Source organism: Mesorhizobium sp. M0189 (assembly GCF_040322135.1).
In the GTDB taxonomy this organism is placed as follows: domain Bacteria; phylum Pseudomonadota; class Alphaproteobacteria; order Rhizobiales; family Rhizobiaceae; genus Mesorhizobium.
In genome coordinates this window covers 101,756-127,138 of record NZ_JAMYSW010000016.1, presented here as the reverse complement: position 1 = coordinate 127,138, position 25,383 = coordinate 101,756, and the positions used below count along the sequence as shown (strand labels likewise).

Below are 25,383 nucleotides of genomic sequence, written 5' to 3'. Positions count from 1 at the left end.
CCCTGTTTTCAATCGGCGCTATGCTTGGTCGCGAAACATAGGGAGATGCCGATGCCGACGACGATGAAGGGGCCTGGTCTGTTCCTGGCGCAGTTTGCGGGCGACGCCGCTCCGTTCAACTCGCTGGCCTCGATCACCAAATGGGCGGCCGGTCTGGGCTACAAGGGCGTGCAGATCCCGACATGGGACGCCCGGCTGTTCGATCTCGAGAAGGCAGCGTCGTCGAAGGCCTATTGCGACGAGGTGAAGGGCATCTGCGCCGATGCCGGCGTCGAGATCACTGAACTGTCGACGCATCTGCAGGGTCAGCTGGTGGCGGTGCATCCGGCCTACGACGCACAATTCGACGGCTTCGCTCCACCTGCGGTGCACAACAATCCAAAAGCCAGGCAGCAATGGGCGGTCGAGCAGATGAAGTTCGGCGCCAAGGCGTCGAAGAATCTCGGGCTCAAGGCGTCGGTGTCGTTTTGCGGGGCGTTGGCCTTCCCTTACCTCTACCCGTGGCCGCAGCGGCCGGCGGGATTGATCGAGGAAGCATTTGCCGAACTCGGCAAGCGCTGGAAGCCGATCCTCGACGTCTATGACGAGAACGGCGTCGATGTCGGCTACGAAATCCATCCGGGCGAGGACGTGTTCGACGGCGCGACATTCGAGATGTTCCTCGATGCGGTCGGCGGCCACAAGCGCTGCAACATCAACTACGACCCGTCGCACTTCCTGCTGCAGCAGCTCGATTATCTCGAATTCATCGACATCTACCACGAGCGGATCAAGGCGTTCCACGTCAAGGATGCCGAGTTCAATCCGACCGGGCGGCAAGGCGTCTATTCGGGCTACCAGAGCTGGACCAACCGTGCCGGGCGGTTCCGCTCGCTCGGCGACGGACAGGTGGATTTCGGCGGCATCTTCTCCAAGCTTACCCAATACAACTATGATTCATGGGCGGTGCTGGAATGGGAATGCTGCCTGAAGCACCCGGAGGATGGTGCTGCCGAGGGCGCTCCCTTCATCCAGCATCATATCATCAGGGTTACGGAAAAGGCATTCGACGATTTCGCCGGCGGCACGACCGACAAAAAGGTGCTGCGCGGGATGATGGGGATCTAACACAGCTTTCCCTCCCCCTTGAGGGGAGGGTCGATCCGCGCAGCGGATCGGGGTGGGGTCGCTGGGTTGAGCTCGGCATTGACCGACCCTCCCGGCCCTTCGGGCCACCCTCCCTCAAGGGGAGGGGTATCTCAGACAACGAGGGAGAAAATCATGGTCGGCGCATCGAAGGCGGAAACCGGGGGCGGTCCGATCCGCTACGGCATGGTTGGCGGCGGACAAGGCGCCTTTATCGGCGCGGTGCACCGCATCGCGGCGCGCATGGACAACGAGTTCGTGCTGGTCGCCGGCGCGCTGTCATCGAATCCGGAGCGCGCCAAGGCCTCGGCGGCCGAGCTTGGGCTCGATCCGGCACGCAGCTACGGCTCCTATGCCGAGATGGCCAAGGCGGAGGCCAAGCGGCCGGACGGCATCGAGGTGGTCGCCATCGTCACGCCGAACAATGTGCACGTGCCGGCTGCCAAGGCTTTTCTCGAGGCCGGCATCCACGTCATCTGCGACAAGCCGCTGGCGACGACGCTGGCCGAGGCAAAGAAGCTGGCGGCGCTGGTCGAAAAGACCGGCAAAGTGTTCGTGCTGACGCATAACTACACCGCCTATCCGATGGTGCGGCAGGCACGCGAGATGGTGGCCAAGGGGCAGCTCGGCGATATCCGCATCGTGCAGTTGGAATATCCGCAGGACTGGCTGACCGAGGACCTGGCCGCCACCGGCCAGAAGCAGGCTGCGTGGCGCTCAGACCCCAAGCAGGCGGGTGCGGGCGGTGCGCTGGGTGATATCGGCACCCATGCCTATAACCTTGCCCGTTTCGTCTCCGGGCTGGAGCTCGATTCGTTGTCGGCCGATCTCGATGCCTTCGTGCCGGGGAGGCTGCTCGACGACAACATCAATGTGCTGCTGCGCTTCAAGCCGGTCGGCGGGTCGCACCCGGCCAAGGGCATGGTCTGGGCCAGCCAGGTGGCGCCCGGCCACGAGAACGGGCTGAAATTGCGTATCTACGGCTCGAAGGGCGGGCTCGAATGGGTGCAGGCCGACCCGAACTATCTCTGGTACACGCCGTTCGGCGAGCCGAAGCAGTTGATTACCCGAAATGGCGCCGGCGCGCTCCCCGTCGCGGGGCGCGTCAGCCGCGTCCCGCCAGGGCATCCGGAAGGCTATCTCGAAGGTTTCGCCAACATCTACCAGGAAGCCGCGCGGGCTATTCGTGCGGCGCGCCGGACGGGCGGCAAGCCGGCTAAGGATGTCGTCTTCCCAACCGTGCAAGACGGCGTCGAAGGCATGGCCTTCATCGAAGCCTGCGTGAAGTCGTCTAAGAAGAATGGGGCGTGGACGAAGCTTTGAAGGGGTGGTGATATTCAGGTGAGGCCGGCCTGCAAATGGCAGTTTTCCTGCGCTTCCGGTGCTCACGTACCAAAAGTACGCTCCGCTCCGGTTCTCGGAACCTACCATTTTCGGCTCGGCCTGACCTGAATCTACCACTCCTCGGGCGCGATCGAGCGAATGAAGGGAGGGGCGTCGATGAAGATCGGCATGTGCATGCTGTTGTGGACGACGGCCGTGTCGAAAAAACACGAGCCGCTGTTGAGAGACATCAAGACGACCGGCTTCGACGGCGTCGAAATACCGGTCTTCTCCGGCGCGCCGGACGGCTACAAGAAGCTCGGTGATCTGCTCGACCGAATCGGGCTGCAACGCACCGCCGTCTCGGCCATGGGCGATCCGGCGATGAACCTGATCTCGCCGGATGCCTCGACGCGCAAGGCCGGTATCGACTACATGAAATGGGCGATCGACTGCGCGCAGGCGCTTGGCGCAGACACGTTGAGCGGCCCGTTGCATTCGACGCTCGGGGCCTTCTCGGGCAGCGGGCCGACGGCGGCCGAGAAAAAACGTTCGATCGCTTCGCAACGCGCTATTGGCGACCATGCCGGCAACAAGAGCGTCACCATCGGGCTGGAGGCGCTCAACCGCTTCGAATGCTATCTGCTCAACACGATGGACGATTTGTCGGAGCATATCGACGCGATCGACCGGCCGCACATCAATGCGATGTACGACACCTTCCATGCCAACATCGAAGAGGCCGACCCGATCGGCGCCTATACACGCAACCGCAAGAACGTCGTCCATATCCACATTTCGGAGAACGACCGCGGCGTGCCGGGCCGCGGTCACATCCCCTGGAAGGAGACTTTCTCCGCCATCCGCGAGAGCGACTATGACGATTGGCTGACGATCGAGGCGTTCGGCCGCTCGCTGAAGGATTTGGCCGCGGCCACCAAGGTGTGGCGCGACTTTTCCGAAGGCCCGGAAGCTGTTTACCGCGACGGCTACAGGCACATCAGGAGCGGCTGGAAGAAGGCGGCCTAACTGCCGCCGGCGCAACGCGGCCGTCACCCCTGGCCGGCCTGGATCCTGTTGTAGTCGTGGATCGTCCTGCTCAAGCGGCGGCGCAGGAAATTGGAAATGTTGTCGAAGATGAAAACGACGAGCAGGACCAAGAGCACCATGTAGAAGACATTGGCCCAGTTGGAGTTGGTGCGCATCGCTTCCCAAAGCTTCAGGCCGATACCGCCGGCACCGACAGCGCCGATGATCGTTGCGCCCCTGGTGTTGGATTCCCACTGGTAGAGCGTCTGGCTGATGAAGACCGGAATCACTTCCGGCAGCACGCCATAGCGCTGCACCAGCAAGCCGTTGGCGCCGGTCGACTGGATGCCCTCGCGCGGCTTGTCGTCGATGTTCTCGAGGCCTTCCGAATAGACTTTGCCGAGCGTGCCGATCTCGGTGAAGAAGATCGCGGCGCTGCCGGCAAGCGGGCCCGGGCCGAAGGCGCGGGTGAAGAACAGCGCCCAGATCAGCATGTCGACCGAACGCATGAAATCGAAGAAGCGCTTGAGCACCTGACTGATCACGCCGCTCGGGGTGATGTTGCGGGCGGCAAAGAAGGCGAGCGGGAAGGCGACGATGCCGCCGAGCAAGGTGCCGAGAAATGCCATTACGATGGTCTGGAACAGCTTCGTCCAGACATCGCCATGCTGCCACTGGGCGTTGTACCAGATATTGTCGGCGGCCAGCGTGATGTTAGATGTGCCCGGCTTGAGCTGGGGTCCGGACATCAGCAACGAGACCACCTCGCCGGGCGACTTGCCGAAGAAGGGCGAGCGTGTGTCGAAGACGAAATTCGCCCAGCCGAGGAAGCGCTTGCGGACCTTGACGCGATCGACGGTTATGCGGACCTCGCCGGCAAAGCCCATCCTGGCGACGATTTCGTCGTCGTGTGCGGTGATCCAGTCCGGCACCAGGCCGGATATCACCGGCTTGCCGCTGGCCAAGGACACCGGCACCGTCTGGCCATTGGCGACCAGCATCGCCTCGGTCTTGTCGAAGGTAACCGATTTGGCCCGGCCGTCGATCAGAATGGTGTAGGAGCCGTTCGCATTGGTGATAACCCAGTCGGGATGAGGATCTTCGCCCAGCGCGGAAAAACGCGGGTATTTGGGCGTGATCTGAGGCTGATCGAGACGGAATTCCGGCTGCAGATCGTAGCTGATCCATTGCGTCAGAAAGAGCGGCAGGCGCTCCCAGTGGGATTCCCTCAGAACTTGCGGCAGGCTGAAGAACCACAAGGTGTAGACGAGGTAGAGCAGGATGCCGGCGAACAGGACCAGCGGGCCGAAGCGTTTGTACAGGGGCCGCCGGAACACATGGGGGAAGCGCTCCTCGATCGACTGCATCTCATCGGCGGTCATTGCGGCCATGCTCAGGCGCCCATCATGAAAGCCTGCTCGCCGACGAGCTTGCGGCGAAGCCAGGCAGAGAACTGATCGACGAGGAAGATGGTGGTGAACAACAGCAGCACCAGAGCCAGCGTCTTGGCGCCGAAGCCGCGCGAGATGGAGAGCTTCAGCTCCTCGCCGATGCCACCACCCCCGACCGCGCCGATGATGGTCGAGATGCGGACATTGATCTCGATCCTGAGCAGCGTGTAGGACGTGAAATTGGGCAGCACCTGCGGCAGGGCAGCGAAGCGCATGCGCTCGAACCAGTTGGCGCCGACGGCGCGCAGGCCTTCTTCGGCGCGCATGTCGATGTTTTCGTTGATCTCGTAGAAGAGCTTGCCGAGGGCGCCGATCGAATGCAGGCCGATGGCGATGATGGCTGCGACCGGGCCGGTCGAGAGGATGGCTGCGAACAGGCCGGCAATGACGATCTCCGGGAAGGCGCGAAGCAGTTCCATGAAGCGCTTGACGACGAGCCTGAGCACCGGACTGGGCGTCAAGTTGCGCGCCGCGATGAAGGAGAAGGGCACCGCAAAGACGAAGCCGATGAAAGTGGAAACCAGCGCCACGTTGAGCGTAGTGAGCATCAGCTCGAAATATTCGGGTAGATAAAAGCCGCGCCAGAGATAGACGCGGCCAAGCGGGAAGTTGAACTCCTGGCTGCCTTTGTCGTGCGGCGATGCGATGTCGAACAGCGCGCGCCAGACGTCATTCCAGTCCTTGGGAACAAGCCAGCTAAGGAAATCCAGTATGTGCGGCAGCCGATCGAAGAAATGTCCGGCATTGGCCTCGTCGGCGAACCACATGGCTGTGCACATGGCAACAAGCAGCAAGCCGATGCCGAGCGCGGTGTAGAACCGGCGCAAGGACGTCTGGCGTCGCCAGGTGTCGGCCGTCCGCCGGGTCGCGTCTGAACGGATCGTGGCTGAGATGGTCATGATCGGCATGCAAAAAGGGCGGCGCTGGTAAGGCCGCCCTTTTCAATTGCATTCACCCGCCGATCGCGGCTTTGCGGGCTTCGACGATGACGCTGTAGAAGTCCGGCTTCACTGGAACGTAGCCAGTGAAATCGCCGCCTTCGATGGCTTCGAAGCAAGGCTTGTCCTTGGCCGGCAAGCTGGTGAAGAAGTTGGCGAGCTTGGCGCTCATATCGCCGCCGAGCGCGGTGCGCACGACCAGCGGGCCATTCGGGATCAGGCCGGAGCGCCAGACTTCGACGAAGTCGTTGGGGTCGACGGCGCCCTTGGCGACTTCCTTGTGGAAGGTGCCGGACGTGTAACCGTTCTTGAAGTCGCCGATGCCCGAGGAGTCGTCAACCGCCACGTCGACCTTGCCGTCGCGGACGGCGAGAAGGTTGTTCTCGTGGCCGCCATTGAACTGGGTCGAGGCGAAGAAGGTTTCGTTCGAAGCGCCGGTGTCCTTCGGGATCTGGGTCAGCGGGATCAGATAGCCCGACGTCGAATCCGGGTCGGCATAACCGAGCTTCTTGCCCTTGGCCGATTTGATGTCGGTGATGCCGGACGACTTCAGCGCCAGGCCTATCGAATAATAACCGGTCGCACCGTCGGTCTGCTGGGTGGTGAGGATCGGGGTCACCGCGTTCGGATCCTTGAGGTAGACGCTGGCATAGCCCGACGCACCAAGCTCGGCGAAATCGAGCGTGCCGCCGAGCAGGCCCTGGATGACGCCGTCGTAGTCGGCGGCCGGGAACAGCGAGACCTTCTCGAAGCCGAATTCGGACGTCAGGTGATCGGCGAGGCACTGAAAATTGCGCAGCCGGTCCGCTTCATTTTCACCGCCAAGGATACCGATGCGGAATTCCTTGATATCCTGGGCGTGAGCGGCACTGGCCGCGATGGCGAGCAATGAAACCGCGCCAAAAACCATCTTCCTGAACATTGGGTCTCTCTCCTTTGATCCGGCCTCGCGCCGGTTGCGATCGAATTTTGACGAGTGCCTTTGACGCGGGCGGCGATCAGGCCGTTCTCAATAACCAGGAAACGCTGGCTCGAGCGGTCCGGCGGATGCAGCGATTTTCTGTTTGATGGCGACACTGGTCGAGGTGATGGCCTCGGAGATTTCGCCGCCATTGCTGTCGGCGCCATAGACCATGCGCACCGCCTCGCGATTGAGGTCTTCGGGCGGGCCGTCGAAGACGACCTTGCCGGCGGCCATGCCGATGATGCGGTTGCAATAGTTGCGCGCCGTATCCAGCGTATGCAGATTGGTGATGACGGTGATACCCTCGCGCAAATTGATATCCTGCAGCGAATCCATCACCACTTTGGCGTTGAGCGGATCGAGCGAGGCAATCGGCTCGTCGGCGAGCAACACCTTCGGCTGCTGCATCATGGCACGCGCGATCGCAACGCGCTGCTGCTGGCCGCCGGAAAGCGTGCCGGCGGGCTGCAGCGCGGTGCGGGCGATGTCCAGGCGCTCGAGGGCTGCAACCGCCTCGGCGCATTCGTTGCGGGAGAACATGCCGAACAGGTTGGACAGGGTCGAGCGGTGGTTGAGCCGGCCGAGCAGCACATTGGTCAGCACATCGAGGCGCGGCACCAGATTGAACTGCTGGAAGATCATGGCACAGTCGCGTTGCCAACGCCGGAGCGGCGAGCCGCGCAACCCGGAAACCTCGACGCCGTCGAACAGGATGGATCCCTGGCTGGGATCGATGAGGCGGTTGATCATGCGCAGAAGGGTCGATTTGCCGGCGCCGGAGCGGCCGATGACGCCGACCATCTGTCCTTGCGGGATCGAGATGTGAACATTGCTGACGGCGGTGTTCTTGCCGAACCGGCGGGTGACGCCGCGGATTTCGAGCGTAGCTGACATGGTGCAGGCTCCAGTCCAATCGCAATTGAAGGTCTGTTAACCCTCGCTAGCGCAGCTACGTGAACCTGCGGTGTCTGATTGATGTCAGTTTTGTTACCGCCCACAGCCTGGAGCGGGGCGGGATCAACTCGGCGCGAGAAGCTCGAACGGTGAATGGTGATAAGAAAGGCTTTCCTGAGCCTCGAAATTTATTCGCTGCCCGCCATTACCATTCACGATCCTTAGCCACCATACTTCTCCAGAAAAGCCTCCGCCGACAGCTCCCGGAAATCGTCGAGCGCGGCGCGCAGCCTTGCATGATCCCAATCCCACCAGGCGAGCGCCTGATAGCGCTCCGCGGTGCGGCGGTCGAAGCGCTCGCGGATCGGCTTGGCCGGTACGCCGCCGACGATGGTGTAGGGAGCGACGTCCTTCGATACCACTGCGCCGGCACCGACCGCCGCACCGTCGCCAACGGTGACGCCGGGCAGGACGGTCGAGCCATGGCCGAGCCAGGTGTCGTGGCCGATGGTGACGCGTTTGGCGCGGCGCTGAGCGAAGAATTCGCTCTCGTGCTCGGCGTCGTCCCAATAGTCGGAGGCGCGATAGGTGAAATGGTGCAGCGTCGGCCGCCAGGTCGGATGATTGGTGGCATTGATGCGGACGCTGGCGGCGATGTTGGCGAATTTGCCGATTGTCGCGCACCAGACGCTGCAGTCCTGCATCATGTAGGAATAGTCGCCGATCATGCTTTCCGAAACCCGGCTTCGGTCGGCGATCTCGGTCCAGCGGCCGAGCGTCGAGTTCTCGATCTCCGCCGTCTCGTGGACCAGCGGGGCCTCCGACAATTTCCTGGTCATGCGGCGATTTTCCCAGCGGCGAAGGCGGTCACGTCTATGATGCGATCGGCGACGGCTTCGCGCACGTCGTAATCGTGGAAGATGCCGAGCAAAGCGACGCCCGCCGCCTTCTTGGCAGCGATCAGGGAAATCACCACGTCCCGGTTCTTCGCATCAAGCGAAGCGGTCGGCTCGTCGAGCAGCAGGATCGGATGCTCGGTGATGAAGCCGCGCGCGATGTTGACGCGCTGCTGTTCGCCGCCGGAGAACGTCGCCGGCGGCAGCGCCCAGAGTTTTTCCGGCAGGTTCAATTGGGCCAGCAAGTCGCGTGCCTTGCCGCGCGCGGCTTCGCGCTCCTCGCCGCGCTCGACCAGCGGTTCGGCGACGACATCGAGCGCCGAGACGCGCGGCACGGTGCGCAGGAACTGGCTGACATAGCCGATCGTGAGCCGGCGCACGGCTAGCACGGTGCGCGGGCTGGCCGTGGCGAGATCGATGAGCCCGTCCTCGTGCTGGACGATGATCTGGCCTGCGTCGACGGCATAATTGCCGTAGAGCATTTTCAGGATCGAGCTCTTGCCGGCGCCGGACGGGCCGCCGAGCACGGAGCATTCGCCGGCCCTGATCGCGAAAGAGACACCGGCGACGACAGGCAGTTTGATGCCGTCGCGCAGATGCATGGTGAAGCTCTTGGCGACATCGGAGACGACGAGCGGGGTTGCCATCAGAGGGTGCTCCATTCGCCAGTCGTTTGCGGGCCAACACCCCCCTCTGGCCTGCCGGCCATCTCCCCCTCAGGGGGGGAGATTGGCTGTCGCATTCGGTTTCGCCATTCTCCTGTGTCGCAGAACGGGCGGGACATAAAAGCTGCCGATCTCCCCCCTTGAGGGGGAGATGGTCGGCAGGCCAGAGGGGGGTACGCCGGAGCAATCATCGTCACACCTGCAGAATCGAGGAGACAAGCAACTGGGTGTAGGGCGCGCGCGGATCGTCGAGGACGCGGTCGGTGAGGCCGCTTTCGACAACACGGCCGTCCTTCATCACCATCATGCGCTGCGACAACAGCCGCGCCACGGCGAGATCGTGGGTGACGACGATGGCCGCCAGGCCGAGATCGGTGACCAGCCCCCACAGCAGATCGAGCAGGCGTGCCTGTACCGAAACGTCGAGGCCACCGGTCGGCTCGTCCATGAACACCAGCCGCGGCCCTGTGACCAGGTTGCGGGCGATCTGCAGGCGCTGGCGCATGCCGCCGGAGAAGGCGCGCGGCTCGTCGTCGATGCGGTCCTCGTCGATCTCGACGCGCGACAGCCAGTCGACCGCCGTCGCGCGGATCCTGCCATAGTGGCGGTCGCCGACCGCCATCAGCCGTTCGCCGACATTGGCGCCGGCCGACACCGTCATGCGCAGCCCGTCGGCGGGGTTCTGATGGACAAAGCCCCAGTCGGTGCGCATCAGGAAGCGGCGCTCGGCCTCGCTCATGCGGTAAAGCTCACGGAACTGGCCGTCGCGCATGCGGTAGCTGGCGGTGCCGGAAGAGGGCAGCAGCCGAGTCGACAGGCAGTTGAGCAAAGTCGTCTTGCCGGAACCGGATTCGCCGACCACCGCCAGCACTTCGCCCGGCCACAGATCAAAGGTGACGTTCTCGCAGCCGACGCGCGAGCCGTAGAATTTGGACAGCGCCGAAACGCGCAGCAGCGGTTCGTCGGTCATTCAGCCGGCTCCATTTTTCCTGGGGCAAGATGGGTCTCGGGCGCGAGATGGCCGCGGTGGCCTTCGGCGCGCCGCTTCTCGCAATAATCGGTGTCGGAGCAGACGAACATGTGGCCGCCATGGTCGTCGAGGATGACCTCGTCGAGATAGACGTTCTCGGCCGCGCACAGCGCGCAGGGCTGGTCGAAGGTCTGCACTTCGAAGGGATGATCCTCGAAGTCGAGGCTGACCACGTCGGTAAAGGGCGGCAGCGCATAGATGCGTTTTTCGCGGCCGGCGCCGAACAACTGCAGAGCCGGCGAACGGTGCATCTTGGGATTGTCGAATTTCGGCGTCGGCGACGGATCCATCACATAGCGGCCTTCGACCTTGACCGGGTAGGCATAGGTGGTGGCGATGCGGCCGTGCCTGGCGATGTCCTCGTAGAGCTTCACATGCATGAGGCCGTATTCCTCAAGCGCATGCATTTTGCGCGTCTCCGTTTCGCGCGGCTCGAGGAAGCGCAGCGGCTCGGGGATCGGCACCTGATAGACCAGCACCTGACCGGCACTCAGCGGATGTTCAGGGATGCGATGGCGGGTCTGGATGATGGTCGCCTTGGCCGTCTCGGTGGTGACCGCGACATTGGCGACCTTCTTGAAGAAGGCGCGGATCGAGACGGCATTGGTGGTGTCGTCGGCGCCCTGGTCGATGACCTTGAGAACATCGTCCGGTCCGATGATCGACGCCGTGACCTGGACGCCGCCGGTGCCCCAGCCATAGGGCATCGGCATCTCGCGCGAGGCGAACGGCACCTGATAGCCGGGGATGGCGATGCCCTTGAGGATGGCGCGGCGGATCATCCGCTTGGTCTGCTCGTCGAGATAGGCGAAGTTGTAGGTGGCGATGTCGGTCGGTTGTCCGGTCATTCCGCGGCCTGCCTTTTCTCGTCGGCCTTGCCGGCGTTTTCGCGGGCGTCGTGCGCGGCGCGCATGCGGCGCACGAGGTCGAGCTCGGCCTGAAAATCAACATAGTGTGGCAGCTTCAAATGCTCGACGAAGCCGGTCGCCTGGACATTGTCGGAATGCGAGATGACGAACTCTTCGTCTTGCGCGGCGGCGACGACATCTTCGCCGAATTCGGTTGCACGAAGAGCGCGGTCGCATAGCGCCATGGCCATCGCCTTGCGCTCGCTCTGGCCGAAGACGAGGCCGTACCCGCGGGTGAATTGCGGCGGCGCCTTGGCCGAGCCCTTGAACTGGTTGACCATCTGGCATTCGGTGACGCGGATGCTGCCGAGCGGCACGGCAAAGGGCAGTTCCGGCACGTCCAGTTCCAGTTCGACCTCGCCGATACGAACCTCGCCGACGAAAGGATGGTTGCGCGCATAGCCGCGCTGGGTGGAATAGCCGAGCGCCAGCAGAAACCCCTCGTCACCGCGCGACAGCGCCTGCAGGCGGATATCACGCGCCATCGGGAATTCGAGCGGCTCGCGGGTGATGTCGCCGGGGACATGATCCCCGGGCATGTCGCCGTCGGGCTCGATCAGGCCTTCGCGAGCGAGGATGGCCGAGACGCGCGGCATCGCCTCCGCTTCGCCTGCACGCTGCTCCGGTTTGGCGACTTCGCCGCCGGCGGCAAGCTCGGGATCGAGCAGCCGGTGGGTGTAGTCGAAAGTCGGGCCGAGCAACTGCCCGCCGGGCAGGTCCTTGTAGGTCGCCGACACGCGCCGTTCGACCAGCATCGAGCCGGTTTCGATCGCCCTGGTATAGCCGAAGCGCGGCAGCGTCGTGCGATAGGCGCGAACCAGGAAGATCGCCTCGATCATGTCGCCGCGCGCCTGGACGATGGCGAGTGCCGCCAATTCCCTGTCGTAGAGCGAACCTTCGCTCATCACCCGGTCGACGCCGAGCGCCAGCTGCTCGACGATCTGGTCGAGCCGAAGTGCGGGCACCGAGCGATCGCCGCGCCGGCGGTCGGCGAGCAATTTGTGGGCGTTGCGGATGGCCGCTTCACCGCCTTTTACCGCGACATACATCCTACGCCTCCATCGTCTTAATGCGCGTCGTGCGCGGCAGGCAGGCAATTGCGTCGGACGTGGCGAGGATGATGTCGACACCCCGCGGAAAGCGCTGATTGTTCTGCTTCCATTGCTCGACGAAATGACGCGGCATTTGCGCCGGCGCGATCGTCGCCGTCTTCTCGATGCCCGGGCCTTCGAGCAGCAGCGGAGCGCCGGAGACGAGATCGCCGACCTCAAGGATCAGCGTCGTCGAACGATCGGGATAATCCTGGGTGCCTTGCGAAAACCCGTCGAGCGCCATCATCTCGGCCGGCGTGGCAATCAGCGCGAAATGTGCGTCGGCCGGGGTGTTGGCCAGCGGCGCGCCGGTATGGAAGCCAAGCCAGGATTTCACCGCCGCCGACCCCTGCAAAGCCGGGTCGAGCCAGAGCGGCGTGTCGTTGTCGCACAGCGCCAGAGCAATGGCACCGGCGGTGGCCGACAGCGGCACGGGGGGGTGGGCGAGGGCCGGCAAGGGCTGCACGCTGCCCGGCCGCGCCATCGCGTCCATCACAGCGCGGAATACGGTCTGCGCGTTGAATACCGGATCGGCGAAGCCGCCTTCGATCGATTGAGTGGCGAGGTCCATCAGTCTTCTCCGCGCACCATTGTGAAGAAATCGACCTTGGTCGCCGCCGTCTCGGCGCGGCGCTGGTCACGGGCCTTGGCCAGTGCCGCCTGCAAGGGCGCGACGAGCCTGGTCTCGACCCCGTTGCGGTGGGCCGGGTCCTGCCACAGCGCATCGGCGATTGCTGCCAGCCTTGCCTTCTGCTTGTCGCGGCCGAGCGCATAGCAGTGGCCGACATGGCCGGACGCAAGCCGCACCGTGGCACGGGTGACCGTCGCCTCGCCGACATTGAACGGCGCGCCGCTGCCGCCGATGCGGCCGCGCACGGTAACCAGGCCGGTTTCGGGGCCACGCAGAAGTTCCGCTTCACAAGGCAGGCCGGCTTCGTCCCAGAGGCGGACAATGTCGTCCCCGGCCGATTGCGCCAGCGTCGCCATTACGGCCTTGCGCTCGGCCTGCTCTCGCGCTTCCCGTCCTCGCATGGCCGCTACTCCTCGTCTGCGTGCATTTGTCGATTGATATAGACAACTATACAAATTATATCTATTATCTAGCGCGTGTCTATGACGTGTACGTGACACGGGCCAAAAGGTCGGCGCAAAGATTGGGGCGGGAAATGATCGGGCAAGCAAACAGCATCGAGCGGCGCAGCGGTGTCGCGCTATGGCGGCAGATCGCCGACCAGATCCTGCACTCGATCGCCGTTGGCGATTTTCCCGAGAATGCCGCGCTGCCGCCGGAGGTGGCACTTGCCGAACGCTATGGCGTCAACCGCCATACGGTGCGCAGCGCTATCGCAGCCCTGGTGCAGGAGGGTGTGCTCAAGGCGGAGCAAGGGCGTGGCACCTTCGTGCTGTCGCGAAAGCGGCTGTCCTATCCGATCGGCGCCCGCACCCGCTTTTCCGAGGGATTGCAAGGACAGGCGTCCGAGCGGCATATCACCTTGCTCGCCTCATCGGTCGAGCCGGCCAACCGTCGTGTCGCAGAGGGCTTAGGCCTTGCGCAGGGGGCCGACGTGATACGCCTGGAAACGCGGGGCGAAGCCGATGGAATGCCGGTGTCCCGCGCTGCCGGCTGGTTCGATGCCAGGCGCTTTGCCGGCATCGATGCTGCCATGGCAGAAACCGGTTCGATCACGGCATCGCTGGCACGTTTCGGCATCGACGACTATCTCCGGCAATCGACCGTGCTGTCGGCGCGCCATGCCGATGCCGCCGACCTTGCCGACCTCGACCTGCAGCCCGGCGCCATCGTGCTGGTGACGGTCGCCGTCAACGTCACGCCCGACGGTCAGCCGATCCAGTTTTCGGAGTCGCGCTTCCCGGCCGAGCGCATCGAACTCAAACTGTCGGCGCTTTGAGACGCGGCTATCGTTGTGTCATCCGACCTGGATGACCGCCTTGATCAGCCCGGATTTCTCATGTGCCCAGCGGGCGAGGTCGCGCGGCGTCTCGCCAAGCGTGGTGCGGTGGGTGACTAGCTTTGCCAGCGGCACCGCACCGTTGCGGATTGAAGCGGCGACATGGTCGAAATCGGCGCGCAGAGCGTTGCGGCTGCCGATCAGAATCATCTCGCGCTTGTGGAATTCGGGATCGGAAAAGGCGATGTCGTCCTTGACGACGCTGACCAGCACCAGCGTGCCGCCATGCGCGACATGGGCGAAGGCCGACTGCACCGACTGGGTGTTGCCGGTGGCGTCGAAGACCGCGTCAAAACCATCGCCGTCGGTCGCCTGCCGCACCAGATCAGCGGCGGCGCCCTGCGAGCCGTTGAGGGTCGCGAAGCCGAGTTCGCTTTCGGCGAAACCCAGCCTCTCGGCACTCATGTCGAGCAGCGTCACGTCGAGCCCGGCGATGCGGGCGAACAGCGCCGTGCCGAGCCCGATCGGGCCGGCGCCGATGACCAGCGTGCGCGCACCTGGATCAGCCAGCGAGCGCCGCACGGCATGGGCGCCAATCGCTAGGAATTCGACGGCTGCCGCATCGCCCAGCGACAGGCCGTTTGCCGGATAAAGATTTTGCGCCGGCACCAGGATCTGCTCGCACATGGCGCCGTCGCGATGGACACCGAGCACCTCGATCCTGACGCAGCAATTCGGCTTGCCTTGCCGGCAGGCGATGCATTTGCCGCAGGCGAGATAGGGATTGACGATCACCGGCTCGCCGACGGTGAGATCGACGCCCTCGCCAACCTCGATCACGGTGCCCGAAACCTCGTGGCCCATGATGCGGGGATAGGCGAGGAACGGGTGCTTGCCGTCGAAAATGTGATAATCGGTGCCGCAGATGCCGACATGGTTGACCGCGACCAGCGCCCAGCCCGAGGGCGGCGCGCCAGGCGCCGGGCGATCTTCCAGGACAAGTTCGCCGGGCGAGCGGCAGACGACGGCTTTCATGCTTCAATCCAGTCGGTTCATGGCACCGCCGGCTCTGCTGTTGCGAGGCCGGCGGCTGTTAGGGGGCGATCTATTTGCCGCGGCGGCGCAGCCCGTCGAAATAGACGATGACGATGATCAGCACCCCGGTGATAATGCGCTGCCAGAAGGCGTTGACGTTGAGCAGATTGGCGCCGTTGTTGATGGTGGCAAGGATGAAGGCGCCGAGCAGCGGCCCGTGCACGGAGCCGACAGCGCCGAACAGCGACGTGCCGCCGATCACCGAAGAAGCGATCGCCTGCAATTCCCAGCCCTCGGCCTGCGTCGGATTGCCGATGCCGATGCGCGACGCGAGCAGCACGCCGACGAAGGCCGCACACAGCCCCGACAACGTATAGGCCATGTAGATTGTGCGCTGGACGTTGACGCCCGACAGACGCGATGCCTCGGCGTTGGAGCCGACCGAGAACAGGTAACGGCCCCAGCGGCTGTGGTGCAGGAAGATGTAGGCCGGAATGCCGACCAGGATCACCATCCAGAACAGATTGGGGACGCCGACGAAGGAACTGCGCGAGAACGTCTGAAAGGCGTCGTTGTTGATCGAGATCGAGTTGCCGTTGGTCATCAACAGGCCGATGCCGCGCAGCGAGGTCAGCGTCGCCAGGGTGATGATGAAGGGTGGCAAGCCCATCTTGACGATGCCGAAGCCATGGAACATGCCAATGGCGACGCCGACCAGCAAGGTAATCAGGATGGCTAGGAAAACCGGTGTGCCGGCGTTGATCAGCATCGCGACGATGACGGTGGCGAAGCCGACAACGGCGCCGACGGAAAGGTCGATGCCGCCGGTGATGATTACGAAGGTCTGGCCGACCGCCAGGATGGCGATCATCGACCCTTGCCGCAACAGGTTCGAGATGTTGTTGGCCGAGGCGAAGCTCGGCGTCGCCACCGACAAGATGATCCACAAAAGAACCAGCAGTGCCAGCAGTGTCAGCCCGAACAGGGCGTTGTAGTTGCGTTTCGGCCTTTCGGCAGCGATCGCCTCGGTGCTCATATCCGTCCTCCCGGTCTTTCTTGTTTCTCGGCCAGCGCCTGGGTGAGGATCTCCTCGTGATCAGCGGTATGAAACCCATGCGTGGCCACCAGCTTGCCGCGCCGGAACACGTGCAGCGTGTCGGCGAGCTCATAGACCTCGGGCAGGTAGGACGAGATCAGGATGATGCCGGCGCCCTTGGATAACAGCGCGCCAAACAGGCGGTAGATCTCGGCCTTGGTGCCGACATCGACGCCGACGGTCGGCTCGTCGAAGATGAACAGCTTGGCGCCGTGCGCGAGCCATTTGCCGATGACGATCTTCTGCTGATTGCCGCCGGACAGGCTGGAGGCCAGCGCACTTCGCGTCGGCGTCTTGATGCGCAGGTCGGCGATCTGGCGATCGGCCTGGGCTTTTTCCTGCGCGCGGGAGATCAGCAGATTGCTTGAGATGCGCTTGTAGATCGGCAGATTGAGGTTGAGCCCGACCGGCAGGTTGAGGCAGAGGCCCTGGTCGCGGCGGCTTTCCGGGGCCAGCGCCATGCCGAGCCTGATCGCGTCATGTTCTGAATTGACCTTGACCTCCTTGCCCTCCCAGAGGATCTGGCCGGCCGCCTTGCGGTGGCGGCCATAGAGCGTGGTGACGAACTCGCTGCGGCCGGCGCCGATCAGCCCGTAGAGGCCGACGATCTCGCCGGCGCGGACGGACATCGAGACATTTTCGAAACCCTTGCCGGACAGGTTCCTGGTTTCTACAAGCATCGCGCCCGGGGTGAAATGCTCCTTGTGGTAGACCTGCTCGATCGAGCGGTTGATCATCATCTTGACCAGCTCGGCGTCATTGGTCTCGGCGATATTCCTGGTGCCGACCAGCGTGCCGTCGCGCAGCACCGAGACGCGGTCGGCGAGCTCGAACACTTCTTCCATGCGATGGCTGATGTAGATGATGGTGACGCCTTCGCCCTTCAGCCGGCGGATCAGCGTGAACAGCTGGTCGGCCTCCTTGCGGGTGAGGTAGGCGGTCGGTTCGTCGAAGATCAGGAATTTGGTGCCGCGCACGGTGGCGCGGGCGGCGGCGATCAACTGCTGCTGACCGATGGTCAGGTCACCCAGCTTGACATGCGCCGGCAGGTCGAAGCCGAGATCGTCGATGATCTTCTGCGCCTGCCTGACCATCGCCCGCTGCTGCAGGATACCGAAACGGGAATCCTCCTCGCCGAGGAACATGTTGGCGGCGACGGTGAGATGGCGGCACAGGACGACTTCCTGATGCACGGCATTGATGCCGAGCGCCATCGCCTCATGCGGCGTCGCCAATGCGGCAGGCTTGCCCTCCCAGATGACGTCGCCGGAGGTGCGCGGCATGACGCCGGTCAGAAGCTTGATCAGGGTGGATTTGCCGGCGCCGTTCTCGCCGACGATGGCGTGGATCTCGCCGGCCTTGAAGGCGAGGTCGACCGGCTTCAGCGCGTGAGTGCCGGGATAGCGCTTTTCCAGCCCGCGGAGTTCGAGGATGGTCCTGCCCGGTTCAAGCGTTGGAGCCGGATGGAGTTCCTGCGCCGTCGACATCATGACAATCCTCCCAGATTGACCCCCAAAGATTGGCCTCGCGATTGGCACGAGTGGGATGTTTCCGGGGCGAAAAGGCCCCGGAAACAGTTCACAGCGGCGATGCTCAGTCGAGCTTCGGGTTGAGCAGCGCGTCGATCTTCGGATCCTTCATGTTGGCCTTGGTAACCAGGTTGGCGCCGGTGTCGACATTGGCTTCGACCTTCTCGCCCTTCGAGGCGGCAAGCGCCGTCTTGATGCCGTCATAGCCCATCCGGTACGGATCCTGGACGACGAGCGCCGAAATGACGCCGTCATTGAGGAACTTGATCAGCTTCTCGTCGCTGTCGAAGCCGACCAGCCCGACCTTGCCTGCGAGGCTGTTCTCGGCGATCGCCTGACCGACGCCCTGCGCCATGATCAGGTTGGAGGCGAAGATGCCCTTGAGGTTGGGGTTGGCGGTGATCAGGTCGGTGGCGATGTTGAGGCCGGTGGTGGCCTGGCCGTCGGCGTATTTGTCGGCGACCAGCTTGAGGCCGGGATATTTGGCGGCGAGCTGTTCCTTAAAACCCTGGGCGCGCTGTTCGAGCGAGCCGGCGCCCGGAAGCGCGGTGATCAGGGCGACGTCGCCCTCGACCTTGCCGCCATTGGCTTCGCCGATGGCTGCGGCAAGGCCGTCAGCGGCGACGCGGCCGCCCTGAATGTTGTCGGTGGTCAGGAACGAGGTGAAGGCCTTGGAGTCGGCACCGGAGTCGATACCGATGATCTTGACCTTGGTGGCGGCCTCGTCGATCGGCTTGCCGAGCGCCTTGGCTTCGGTCGGCGCGATGACGACGGCGGCCGGGTTGCCGGCGACGGCATTTTCGAGGATCGAGATCTGGCCGTTGACGTCGGTCTCGGCCTGGGCGCCGAGCTCCGGCACGTTGACGCCCAGGTCCTTGCCGGCCTTGCGGGCGCCGGCCAGAACGATCTGCCAGTAGAAGGACGTGGTGTCCTTGACGATGATCGGAATGGTCACGTCGGCCGCGGATGCCGGGGCCGAATGCATCACGCCGGCAAGCATCGAGGCGGCTGTGAGTGCCACGAAGGCGCGGCGATTGAGAATGCTGATCACGAATTTCATTAGGAGTCCTCCCTAAGTCGCCCGGTGAATGTTATGGAAGCTCCATTCGGATGGCGCGGCCGAAACGGAACTTTATCAATAAAAAACATTTACCGCATTTTTGATAATGCATCATCTTGGTAGGCGCAAGCGCTGTTTGATGCCTGCCTCGGATGGCTAGGCGGAAGAGTTTTTTCTGTCGGAACTCCGCTGCCAATCTCCTCCAATATGTCGCATGGAATATTAATTCCATCACTCAGTCAATATGGAATGTTCATTCTTTTTTCGGGGATGTACGAACTGCGACACCTGGCGATCACGTCAGGTGTTCGCGACTGTCGCGAGCGGTCCGGCTTAGAGCGTCGCACCGAGGTGCCACGGCACGAACTCGTTGTCGCCGTAGCCGAATTCCTCGCTCTTGGTCTTGCGGCCCGAAGCTGTCTCGACGATCAGTTCGAAGATCTCGCGGCCCATGCCGGCAATGGTCTTTTCGCCCGAGGCGATGACGCCGCAATTCACGTCCATGTCCTCTTCCATGGTGTGGTACATGGTCGAGTTGCTGGCGACCTTGATCGACGGCGTCGGCCGGCAGCCGAAGCAGGAGCCGCGGCCGGTGGTGAAGACGATGACGTTCGCGCCACCCGCCACCTGGCCGGTGGCCGAGACCGGGTCGTAGCCGGGCGTGTCCATGAACACCAGCCCGTGCCCGGTGACCTTTTCGGCATAGCCGAAGACGCCGTTGAGCGGCGTCTGGCCGCCCTTGGCGACCGCGCCGAGCGACTTTTCCAGGATGGTGGTCAGGCCGCCGCGCTTGTTGCCCGGCGAGGGATTGTTGTCGATGGATGCGCCATGCTTGGCGACATGGTCTTCCCACCATTTCACGTAGCCGTCGAGCTTGGCGGCGATCTCGGGAGTTGCGGCGCGATAGGCAAGCAGGTGCTCGGCGCCGTAGATCTCCGTCGTTTCGGAGAGGATGCCGACGCCGCCGACGCCGGCCAAAATGTCGACGGCCGCACCCAGCGCCGGGTTGGCAGTGATGCCGGACATGCCGTCGGAGCCGCCGCATTGCAGGCCGACGACGATCTCGCTGACCGGGATCGGCTCACGCTGAAGCTTGCCGACCTCTTCGGCGATCTCGGCCAGCACGACCAGCGCCTTCTCGACCGATTTGCGCGAGCCGCCGGCTTCCTGGATGTTGAAATGGCGTTTTCCCGCGGCGACGCCCTTCTGGCCATAGAGGGTGAGCTGGTTGACCTCGCAGCCGAGCCCGACCATCAGCACGCCGCCGAAATTCGGATGACGTGCATAGCCGGCCAGCGTGCGGTGCAGCACCATCATGCCATCGCCGGTGGCGCTCATGCCGCAGCCCTGGCCGTGGACGATCGGGACGAAGCCGTCGATGCCGGGATATTGCGGCAGAAGCGTGCGGTTCGCCGCGTCGGCGATGGCATGGCAGACGGTGGCCGAGCAATTGACGCTGGCGAGAATGCCGATGAAGTTGCGCGTGCCGGCACGGCCGTCGGCACGGCGGTAGCCCATGAAGGTGCGGGCGCGGTCGGCCTCGGTCGCGTGCACGGCCTCGCTCGGCGGCACCACCGGCAAACGCCCGCTTTCGAAGACCAGATTGTGCGAATGGACATGCTCGCCGGGCGCGATGTCCTGCGTGGCGCGGCCGATTGCCTGGGCGTATTTGACCACGGCTTCGCCGGCGGCAATCGGCTTGATCGCCACCTTGTGGCCCGGCTCGATCAGCGCGGCGGCGACGGCGCCACCCGGCAGTACGGTGCCGATCTCGATGCGGCCATTGGCGACCGCGACATTGTCGGCGGGAGACAGAAGAATGCTGTTTGCGGCGTTCACGGGAGCTTCCTGGGTATGTTCCTGGGTGCGCGAGCGGATTGACACGCCGCTCTTAACATATAATGTCTTTTATCGTGAAAAAACATTTTTGCGTCAATTGTTTTTTCGCCAGAGCGCGACGCGTCTTTTGGATGCGCGACGTAGGCTCTACAACCAAAACTAGCGTTGCGCATGATGTTTTCCGAAGCGATTCCGATTTCATGCGCGAGAAAAGCTTCACGCCGGCCGCAACGCCGGCGCGCCACGGGGCAGGGGATGTCGAAGAGCAACAACGTATACAAGGACGCCTATAATCGCGGTCTTAGGCTGCTCGACGAAACCAGGAGCCTGCCTTCGGAGCCGGAGCTGGGCACGCTGCTCGGCGTCAGCCGCACGACCGTCCGCACCATCCTTGCCCGCATGGAAGAGACCGGGCTGATCGATTGGAACAAGCGCAGCAAGACGGTTCTGCGCGAGCCGCGGCCGGACGATTTTTTTCCCGAGGAAGAGACCGACACGCTGGCCGAGATCATCGAACGCTCCTTCATGCGGCGGCTGCTTGCCGGTGGCGCCGAGGCCGGCATGCAGATCAACGAACTCGAACTGGCGCGCGAGATCGGCGTCGGCACCACCAGCGTGCGCGAATTCCTGATCCGCTTCTCGCGCTTCGGCCTGATCGAGAAGCGCCGCAACAGTCATTGGGTGCTGAAAGGCTTTACCCGCGCCTTCGCGCTGGAGCTGACCGAAATCCGCGAGATGTTCGAACTGCGCTCGGCCGCCGCCTTTGCCGCTCTGCCCGAGGACAGCCCGGTCTGGGCCGACCTCGACAGCCTGGAAGACGAGCATCGCCTGCTGGCGCGCGAGATCGCCGTGCGCTTCAACGCGTTCTCCGAGCTCGACGAGCGCTTTCACCGGCTGATCCACCGCGCCTCGCACAACCGCTTCATCGTCGATTTCTACGACGTCATCGCCATGATCTTCCACTACCACTACCAGTGGAACAAGGCGCAGGAGCGCGAGCGCAACGAAGTCGCGGTCCAGGAGCATCTCGCCTATATCGCCGCGCTCAAATCGCGCGATCTCGCCAAGGTCGACGCCGCCTGCCGCAAGCACCTGAAATCGGCCCGCCACACGCTGCTGACGTCGATCCCGGAGGGCAGGCAGCCGCTGCGCGCGTGATTGTGTTGCGTTGCCGCAGCAACGTTTTGGCGATTTTCCGGCCGCCGGCTCCGTGCTAGAGAGCTGACGTTGCTGCGTGAAGAGGCTGGTTCTTGACCATACGCCGGAGACGATGGAGCATGCCGGTCGCGTTCGCCGCGGCCTGGCTTTTCGTGCTCCAGTCGATGTTCGGCGCGTTTGCTTCCGGCATCGAGCCGAACGCCTCGCAATTCGATGCTTTCGGCAACACGATCTGCACCCATGACGGTGCGGCGCAACTCCCGGCCGGGGATCCGCATCAGCAGCACATGCCGGCTTGCTGCATGCTTGGCTGCAACCTCGTTTCGGCGGTCTACGCGCCGCCCGATGCCACCGGGAGCCTGTCTCGCAGCCCTTCCGTCGAAACCATCGCCTTTTTCCTGCCGGCCTTCCGGCATCGCGATTTCGCCCGCGCCCGCACTCCGTCCAATCCGCGCGCACCACCGGCGACGGCCTGATCCGTTCTGGTTTGCGCCGCGCACACCCTTGGCCGGCGCGTTTATCGACATCGTTCGCGACCGGCATCGGCGCGATCTCTTAAAATCCACGGAGCAATCATGTCTCACTCTTTTCGCGCTGCCGCATCCAGCCGCAGGCGCTTCTCACTGGGTAGTTTCGAGCAGCGTCTCGGCGTCGCCCTTTGCGTTCTTGCCCTCCTGTTCGCCAACGCCCAGACGGTGTTGGCACATGAGTTCAAGCTTGGCGGTCTCGAGATCGGGCACCCCTGGTCGCGCGCCACGCCAGCCGGCGCCAAGGTAGCCGGCGGCTACTTCACCATCACCAACACCGGCAGTGCGCCGGATCGCCTGCTGTCGATCACCTCCGACATTTCGGTTAAGGCCGAACTGCACGAGATGGGCGTCAGCAATGGCGTCATGACCATGCGGCCGGTCACCGGCGGCCTCGAAATCCCGGCCGGCGGCAAGGTCGCGCTGGCGCCTAAGGGCTATCATTTGATGTTCATGGATTTGAAGCGGCGGCCCAAGGAGGGCGAAATGTTCTCCGCCACGCTGACCTTCGAGAAAGCCGGGCCCGTGCAGATTGAATTCGCCGTGCAAGGCATCGGCAGTGCGGCACCCCAGGACGACGACTGACTTGGCCGCTTCGAGAGGTACCATCATGAAGAAATCTCTTTTGCCCGGCTGCGTGCTTCTTGTTCTCGGGACCAGCGCGGCCTTCGCCCACATCACGCTCGAAACGCCGGAGGCGGCGGTCGGCTCGACCTACAAGGCGGTTCTTCGGGTGCCGCATGGCTGCGAGGGCAAGGCAACGACCGCCTTGCGCGTGCAGATCCCGGAAGGGGTGCTCTCGGTCAAACCGATGCCGAAGCCGGGCTGGACGCTGCAGGTCAAGAACGGCAAATACGAGAAGTCCTACCAGCTCTACGGCCAGGCAGTGACCAGCGGCGTCAAGGAGGTCGACTGGAGCGCCGGCAGCCTGCCGGACGAATTCTACGACGAATTCGTCTTTCGCACGACACTGGCGTCCGACCTGCCGGCAGGCCAGACGCTGCATTTCCCGGTGGTGCAGGAATGTGACGGCGTCGCCGATCGCTGGATTGAAATTCCGGCGGTCGGGCAGGCTGAGGACGCGCTGGAATTTCCGGCGCCCGGCCTCAAGCTGCTGCCGAAGAAGTGAGCTCCAGCGGCGCGCTTTGGCGGATGAGCGCGCCGCTGCTCTTGGCGGTGAGATGAGCGCGGCATCCTTCCTGCGGCGAGCTTGCATGGCCGGCAACCATTCTGGCCGGCTTGTGGCTGGCCTGCTCGCCGCCATCGTGCTGCTCGCCGTAATTGCCATGCCTGATCCGGCCTTCGCCCATGCGGCGCTGATCAAGGCCGAGCCGGCTGACGGTGCGGTGCTGGCGCAGAGCCCGTCGCAGATGTCGCTGACCTTCAGCGAGCCGGTTTCGCCGCTGGTGCTGACGCTGGTGCGGCCCGACGGCACGGCGGTCCCGCTGAGCTCTTTCCAGCTCAGCGGCCAGACCGTCGAGATCGACAATCCGCAGGCGCTGACATCCGGCACGCATGTGCTGAGCTGGCGAGTGATCTCCGCCGACGGGCATCCGGTCGGCGGCTCGGTGCTGTTCTCGGTCGGCGCACCGAGTGCTGCGCCGGCCGCCTCCGAAGCCGTCGACCGGGTGCTTCGAACGGCGTTCTGGATCGGCAAGATTTTTCTATATATCGGCCTGTTTTTCGGCGTCGGGGGTGCCTTTGCGCTGGCCTGGCTGGCGCAAGGCGGGCGATCCGGCCAGCGCCTGATCGTCGCGGCAATCCTGTGCGGGCTGGCCGCCGCAACGCTGTCGCTCGGCCTGCAGGGGCTGGATGCGCTTGGCGCGCCGCTTGCCCGGCTGGCGCAGCCGGTCATCTGGCAGACCGGGCTGGGCACCAGCTTCGGCTGGACGGTGCTGATCGCGCTGATGGCGCTCGGCCTCAGCCTATTATCGCTGGTCGTGCCGCCCGCCGACGCAAAGCCGCTCGCCTTGGCCGGACTGGCTGGCGTCGGCGCAGCACTTGCCGCCAGCGGGCATGCCAGTGCCGCCGAGCCGCAATGGCTGACCAGGCCGATGGTGTTTCTGCACGGAACTGGTATCGCCGTCTGGGCCGGGGCGCTGGCGCCGCTTGGTCTTGCCTTGAAACGGCAGCCGGCCAAAGCCGGGCCATTGCTGCGACGGTTTTCGCGAGCGATCCTGTTCGTCGTGGCCGTGCTTGCGGCAGCCGGCATCGTGCTCGCCGTCATCCAGGTGCAAACGCCGTCGGCGCTGGTCCACACCGCTTATGGCCGGCTGCTGCTGCTCAAGCTCGTGCTGCTCGTCTTTCTGTTCACGCTCGCCGCCGTCAACCGCTTCAAGCTCACGGCCTCGGCCGAGGCAGGAAATACGGAAGTCCAGCGGCGGCTGGCCCGCTCGATCGCCATCGAGGTGCTGATCGTGGTGGCGATCTTCGGAGTTGGCGCCGGCTGGCGCTTCACGCCGCCGCCGCGGGCGCTGGCAATCGCCGCGGCACAGCCGGCATCGGTGCATATCCACACGCAGCAAGCGATGGCCGATCTCAGCATTGCGCCCGGCCACACCGGACCTGTTGCTGCTTCGATCTTCATCATGAGCGGCGATTTCGGCCCGCTCGACGCCAAGCAGGTGACGCTGGTGCTGTCAAAGCCCGATTCCGGCATCGAGCCGATAAAACGCCCTGCGACGAAGCCCGGCGACGGCACCTGGCGCGTCGACGATCTCGTCATTCCGGTCGCCGGCCGGTGGACAGCGCGGCTCGATATCCTGGTCTCGGATTTCGAGATGGTGAAGATCGAAGCGCCGATCGATATCCGGCCATGAAGACGGCGCTGGTCTGCGCAACACAATTCGGCGAGACGGTTGACGCGGCCTTGAAGGCCCGTCAATCATCGTCATCAAGAATGGGCATCCAACCCA

The 25,383-nt window shown here is 64.0% G+C and carries 25 protein-coding genes; 9 read left to right on the top strand and 16 right to left on the bottom strand.

What is annotated here, in order from left to right; all coding sequences use genetic code 11:
• The first annotated feature begins 51 nt into the window (after positions 1-51).
• The 3 genes from NKJ09_RS25250 to NKJ09_RS25240 all read left to right on the top strand — a co-directional run bounded on the left by NKJ09_RS25250 (position 52) and on the right by NKJ09_RS25240 (position 3,477).
• Positions 52-1,107, top strand: a complete 1,056-nt coding sequence (locus NKJ09_RS25250; RefSeq protein ID WP_031194931.1) for a sugar phosphate isomerase/epimerase family protein — start codon at positions 52-54, stop codon at positions 1,105-1,107.
• Between the two features lie 153 nt (positions 1,108-1,260).
• A complete protein-coding gene (locus NKJ09_RS25245) occupies positions 1,261-2,448 on the top strand; it encodes a Gfo/Idh/MocA family protein (protein ID WP_352495519.1) in 1,188 nt (395 codons plus the stop codon).
• Positions 2,449-2,625: 177 nt separating this feature from the next.
• Positions 2,626-3,477: a sugar phosphate isomerase/epimerase family protein gene (locus NKJ09_RS25240; protein ID WP_352495518.1), complete on the top strand. Its 852-nt coding sequence runs from the start codon at positions 2,626-2,628 to the stop codon at positions 3,475-3,477.
• Between the two features lie 23 nt (positions 3,478-3,500).
• On the opposite strand, the gene phnE (NKJ09_RS25235) is transcribed toward NKJ09_RS25240, so the two are convergent.
• The 11 genes from phnE (NKJ09_RS25235) to phnG all read right to left on the bottom strand — a co-directional run bounded on the left by phnE (NKJ09_RS25235) (position 3,501) and on the right by phnG (position 13,346).
• A complete protein-coding gene (phnE, locus tag NKJ09_RS25235) occupies positions 3,501-4,868 on the bottom strand; it encodes a phosphonate ABC transporter, permease protein PhnE (protein ID WP_352495517.1) in 1,368 nt (455 codons plus the stop codon).
• A gap of 2 nt (positions 4,869-4,870) precedes the next feature.
• A complete protein-coding gene (gene phnE / locus NKJ09_RS25230; protein WP_031194926.1) occupies positions 4,871-5,827 on the bottom strand; it encodes a phosphonate ABC transporter, permease protein PhnE in 957 nt (318 codons plus the stop codon).
• Positions 5,828-5,879: 52 nt separating this feature from the next.
• Complete coding sequence (gene phnD / locus NKJ09_RS25225) at positions 5,880-6,788, bottom strand: phosphonate ABC transporter substrate-binding protein (protein ID WP_023721976.1); 909 nt, start codon at positions 6,786-6,788, stop codon at positions 5,880-5,882.
• Between the two features lie 87 nt (positions 6,789-6,875).
• Complete coding sequence (gene phnC, locus NKJ09_RS25220; protein ID WP_023721975.1) at positions 6,876-7,724, bottom strand: phosphonate ABC transporter ATP-binding protein; 849 nt, start codon at positions 7,722-7,724, stop codon at positions 6,876-6,878.
• A gap of 221 nt (positions 7,725-7,945) precedes the next feature.
• Entirely contained in the window at positions 7,946-8,563 is a 618-nt protein-coding gene (locus NKJ09_RS25215) for a DapH/DapD/GlmU-related protein (RefSeq protein WP_352483629.1), read from the bottom strand.
• Positions 8,560-9,267: a phosphonate C-P lyase system protein PhnL gene (gene phnL / locus NKJ09_RS25210; RefSeq protein WP_023721973.1), complete on the bottom strand. Its 708-nt coding sequence runs from the start codon at positions 9,265-9,267 to the stop codon at positions 8,560-8,562. Before phnL ends, NKJ09_RS25215 begins: the two co-directional genes overlap by 4 nt.
• 211 nt (positions 9,268-9,478) lie before the next feature.
• Entirely contained in the window at positions 9,479-10,255 is a 777-nt protein-coding gene (phnK, locus tag NKJ09_RS25205) for a phosphonate C-P lyase system protein PhnK (protein WP_352495516.1), read from the bottom strand.
• Positions 10,252-11,163 carry an alpha-D-ribose 1-methylphosphonate 5-phosphate C-P-lyase PhnJ gene (locus tag NKJ09_RS25200; protein WP_352764021.1) on the bottom strand — a complete coding sequence of 304 codons (912 nt, stop codon included), beginning with the start codon at positions 11,161-11,163 and terminating at the stop codon, positions 10,252-10,254. The genes phnK and NKJ09_RS25200 overlap by 4 nt, the downstream gene beginning before the upstream one ends.
• The gene (locus NKJ09_RS25195; protein WP_352495515.1) at positions 11,160-12,272 is read right to left on the bottom strand and encodes a carbon-phosphorus lyase complex subunit; all 1,113 of its coding nucleotides are present in this window, start codon (positions 12,270-12,272) and stop codon (positions 11,160-11,162) included. The genes NKJ09_RS25200 and NKJ09_RS25195 overlap by 4 nt, the downstream gene beginning before the upstream one ends.
• A 1-nt stretch (position 12,273) precedes the next feature.
• Positions 12,274-12,885, bottom strand: a complete 612-nt coding sequence (phnH, locus tag NKJ09_RS25190) for a phosphonate C-P lyase system protein PhnH (RefSeq protein WP_352495514.1) — start codon at positions 12,883-12,885, stop codon at positions 12,274-12,276.
• Positions 12,885-13,346 carry a phosphonate C-P lyase system protein PhnG gene (gene phnG, locus NKJ09_RS25185; RefSeq protein ID WP_352495513.1) on the bottom strand — a complete coding sequence of 154 codons (462 nt, stop codon included), beginning with the start codon at positions 13,344-13,346 and terminating at the stop codon, positions 12,885-12,887. The genes phnH and phnG overlap by 1 nt, the downstream gene beginning before the upstream one ends.
• Before the next feature lie 134 nt (positions 13,347-13,480).
• On the opposite strand from phnG, the gene phnF reads away from it, so the two are divergent.
• Positions 13,481-14,224 carry a phosphonate metabolism transcriptional regulator PhnF gene (phnF, locus tag NKJ09_RS25180; RefSeq protein ID WP_352483624.1) on the top strand — a complete coding sequence of 248 codons (744 nt, stop codon included), beginning with the start codon at positions 13,481-13,483 and terminating at the stop codon, positions 14,222-14,224.
• Between the two features lie 18 nt (positions 14,225-14,242).
• On the opposite strand, the gene NKJ09_RS25175 is transcribed toward phnF, so the two are convergent.
• From NKJ09_RS25175 to NKJ09_RS25155, 5 genes are all read right to left on the bottom strand, one after another.
• Positions 14,243-15,259: a zinc-binding alcohol dehydrogenase family protein gene (locus tag NKJ09_RS25175; protein WP_352764016.1), complete on the bottom strand. Its 1,017-nt coding sequence runs from the start codon at positions 15,257-15,259 to the stop codon at positions 14,243-14,245.
• Positions 15,260-15,329: 70 nt separating this feature from the next.
• Complete coding sequence (locus NKJ09_RS25170; protein WP_352483622.1) at positions 15,330-16,295, bottom strand: ABC transporter permease; 966 nt, start codon at positions 16,293-16,295, stop codon at positions 15,330-15,332.
• Positions 16,292-17,845, bottom strand: a complete 1,554-nt coding sequence (locus NKJ09_RS25165) for a sugar ABC transporter ATP-binding protein (RefSeq protein WP_023721964.1) — start codon at positions 17,843-17,845, stop codon at positions 16,292-16,294. The genes NKJ09_RS25170 and NKJ09_RS25165 overlap by 4 nt, the downstream gene beginning before the upstream one ends.
• Positions 17,846-17,948: 103 nt before the next feature.
• Positions 17,949-18,944 carry an ABC transporter substrate-binding protein gene (locus tag NKJ09_RS25160; protein ID WP_352495511.1) on the bottom strand — a complete coding sequence of 332 codons (996 nt, stop codon included), beginning with the start codon at positions 18,942-18,944 and terminating at the stop codon, positions 17,949-17,951.
• A gap of 333 nt (positions 18,945-19,277) precedes the next feature.
• A complete protein-coding gene (locus NKJ09_RS25155) occupies positions 19,278-20,783 on the bottom strand; it encodes a UxaA family hydrolase (RefSeq protein ID WP_031194923.1) in 1,506 nt (501 codons plus the stop codon).
• 255 nt (positions 20,784-21,038) lie between these two features.
• On the opposite strand from NKJ09_RS25155, the gene NKJ09_RS25150 reads away from it, so the two are divergent.
• The 5 genes from NKJ09_RS25150 to NKJ09_RS25130 all read left to right on the top strand — a co-directional run bounded on the left by NKJ09_RS25150 (position 21,039) and on the right by NKJ09_RS25130 (position 25,287).
• The gene (locus NKJ09_RS25150) at positions 21,039-21,941 is read left to right on the top strand and encodes a GntR family transcriptional regulator (protein WP_352483619.1); all 903 of its coding nucleotides are present in this window, start codon (positions 21,039-21,041) and stop codon (positions 21,939-21,941) included.
• A 119-nt stretch (positions 21,942-22,060) separates the two neighbouring features.
• A complete protein-coding gene (locus tag NKJ09_RS25145) occupies positions 22,061-22,417 on the top strand; it encodes a DUF2946 family protein (RefSeq protein ID WP_352483618.1) in 357 nt (118 codons plus the stop codon).
• A gap of 99 nt (positions 22,418-22,516) precedes the next feature.
• Positions 22,517-23,053, top strand: a complete 537-nt coding sequence (locus tag NKJ09_RS25140; RefSeq protein WP_352483617.1) for a copper chaperone PCu(A)C — start codon at positions 22,517-22,519, stop codon at positions 23,051-23,053.
• Positions 23,054-23,078: 25 nt separating this feature from the next.
• Complete coding sequence (locus NKJ09_RS25135) at positions 23,079-23,597, top strand: YcnI family copper-binding membrane protein (protein ID WP_023721958.1); 519 nt, start codon at positions 23,079-23,081, stop codon at positions 23,595-23,597.
• Positions 23,598-23,649: 52 nt separating this feature from the next.
• Positions 23,650-25,287 carry a copper resistance CopC/CopD family protein gene (locus NKJ09_RS25130; RefSeq protein ID WP_502901328.1) on the top strand — a complete coding sequence of 546 codons (1,638 nt, stop codon included), beginning with the start codon at positions 23,650-23,652 and terminating at the stop codon, positions 25,285-25,287.
• The last annotated feature ends 96 nt before the right edge of the window (positions 25,288-25,383 follow it).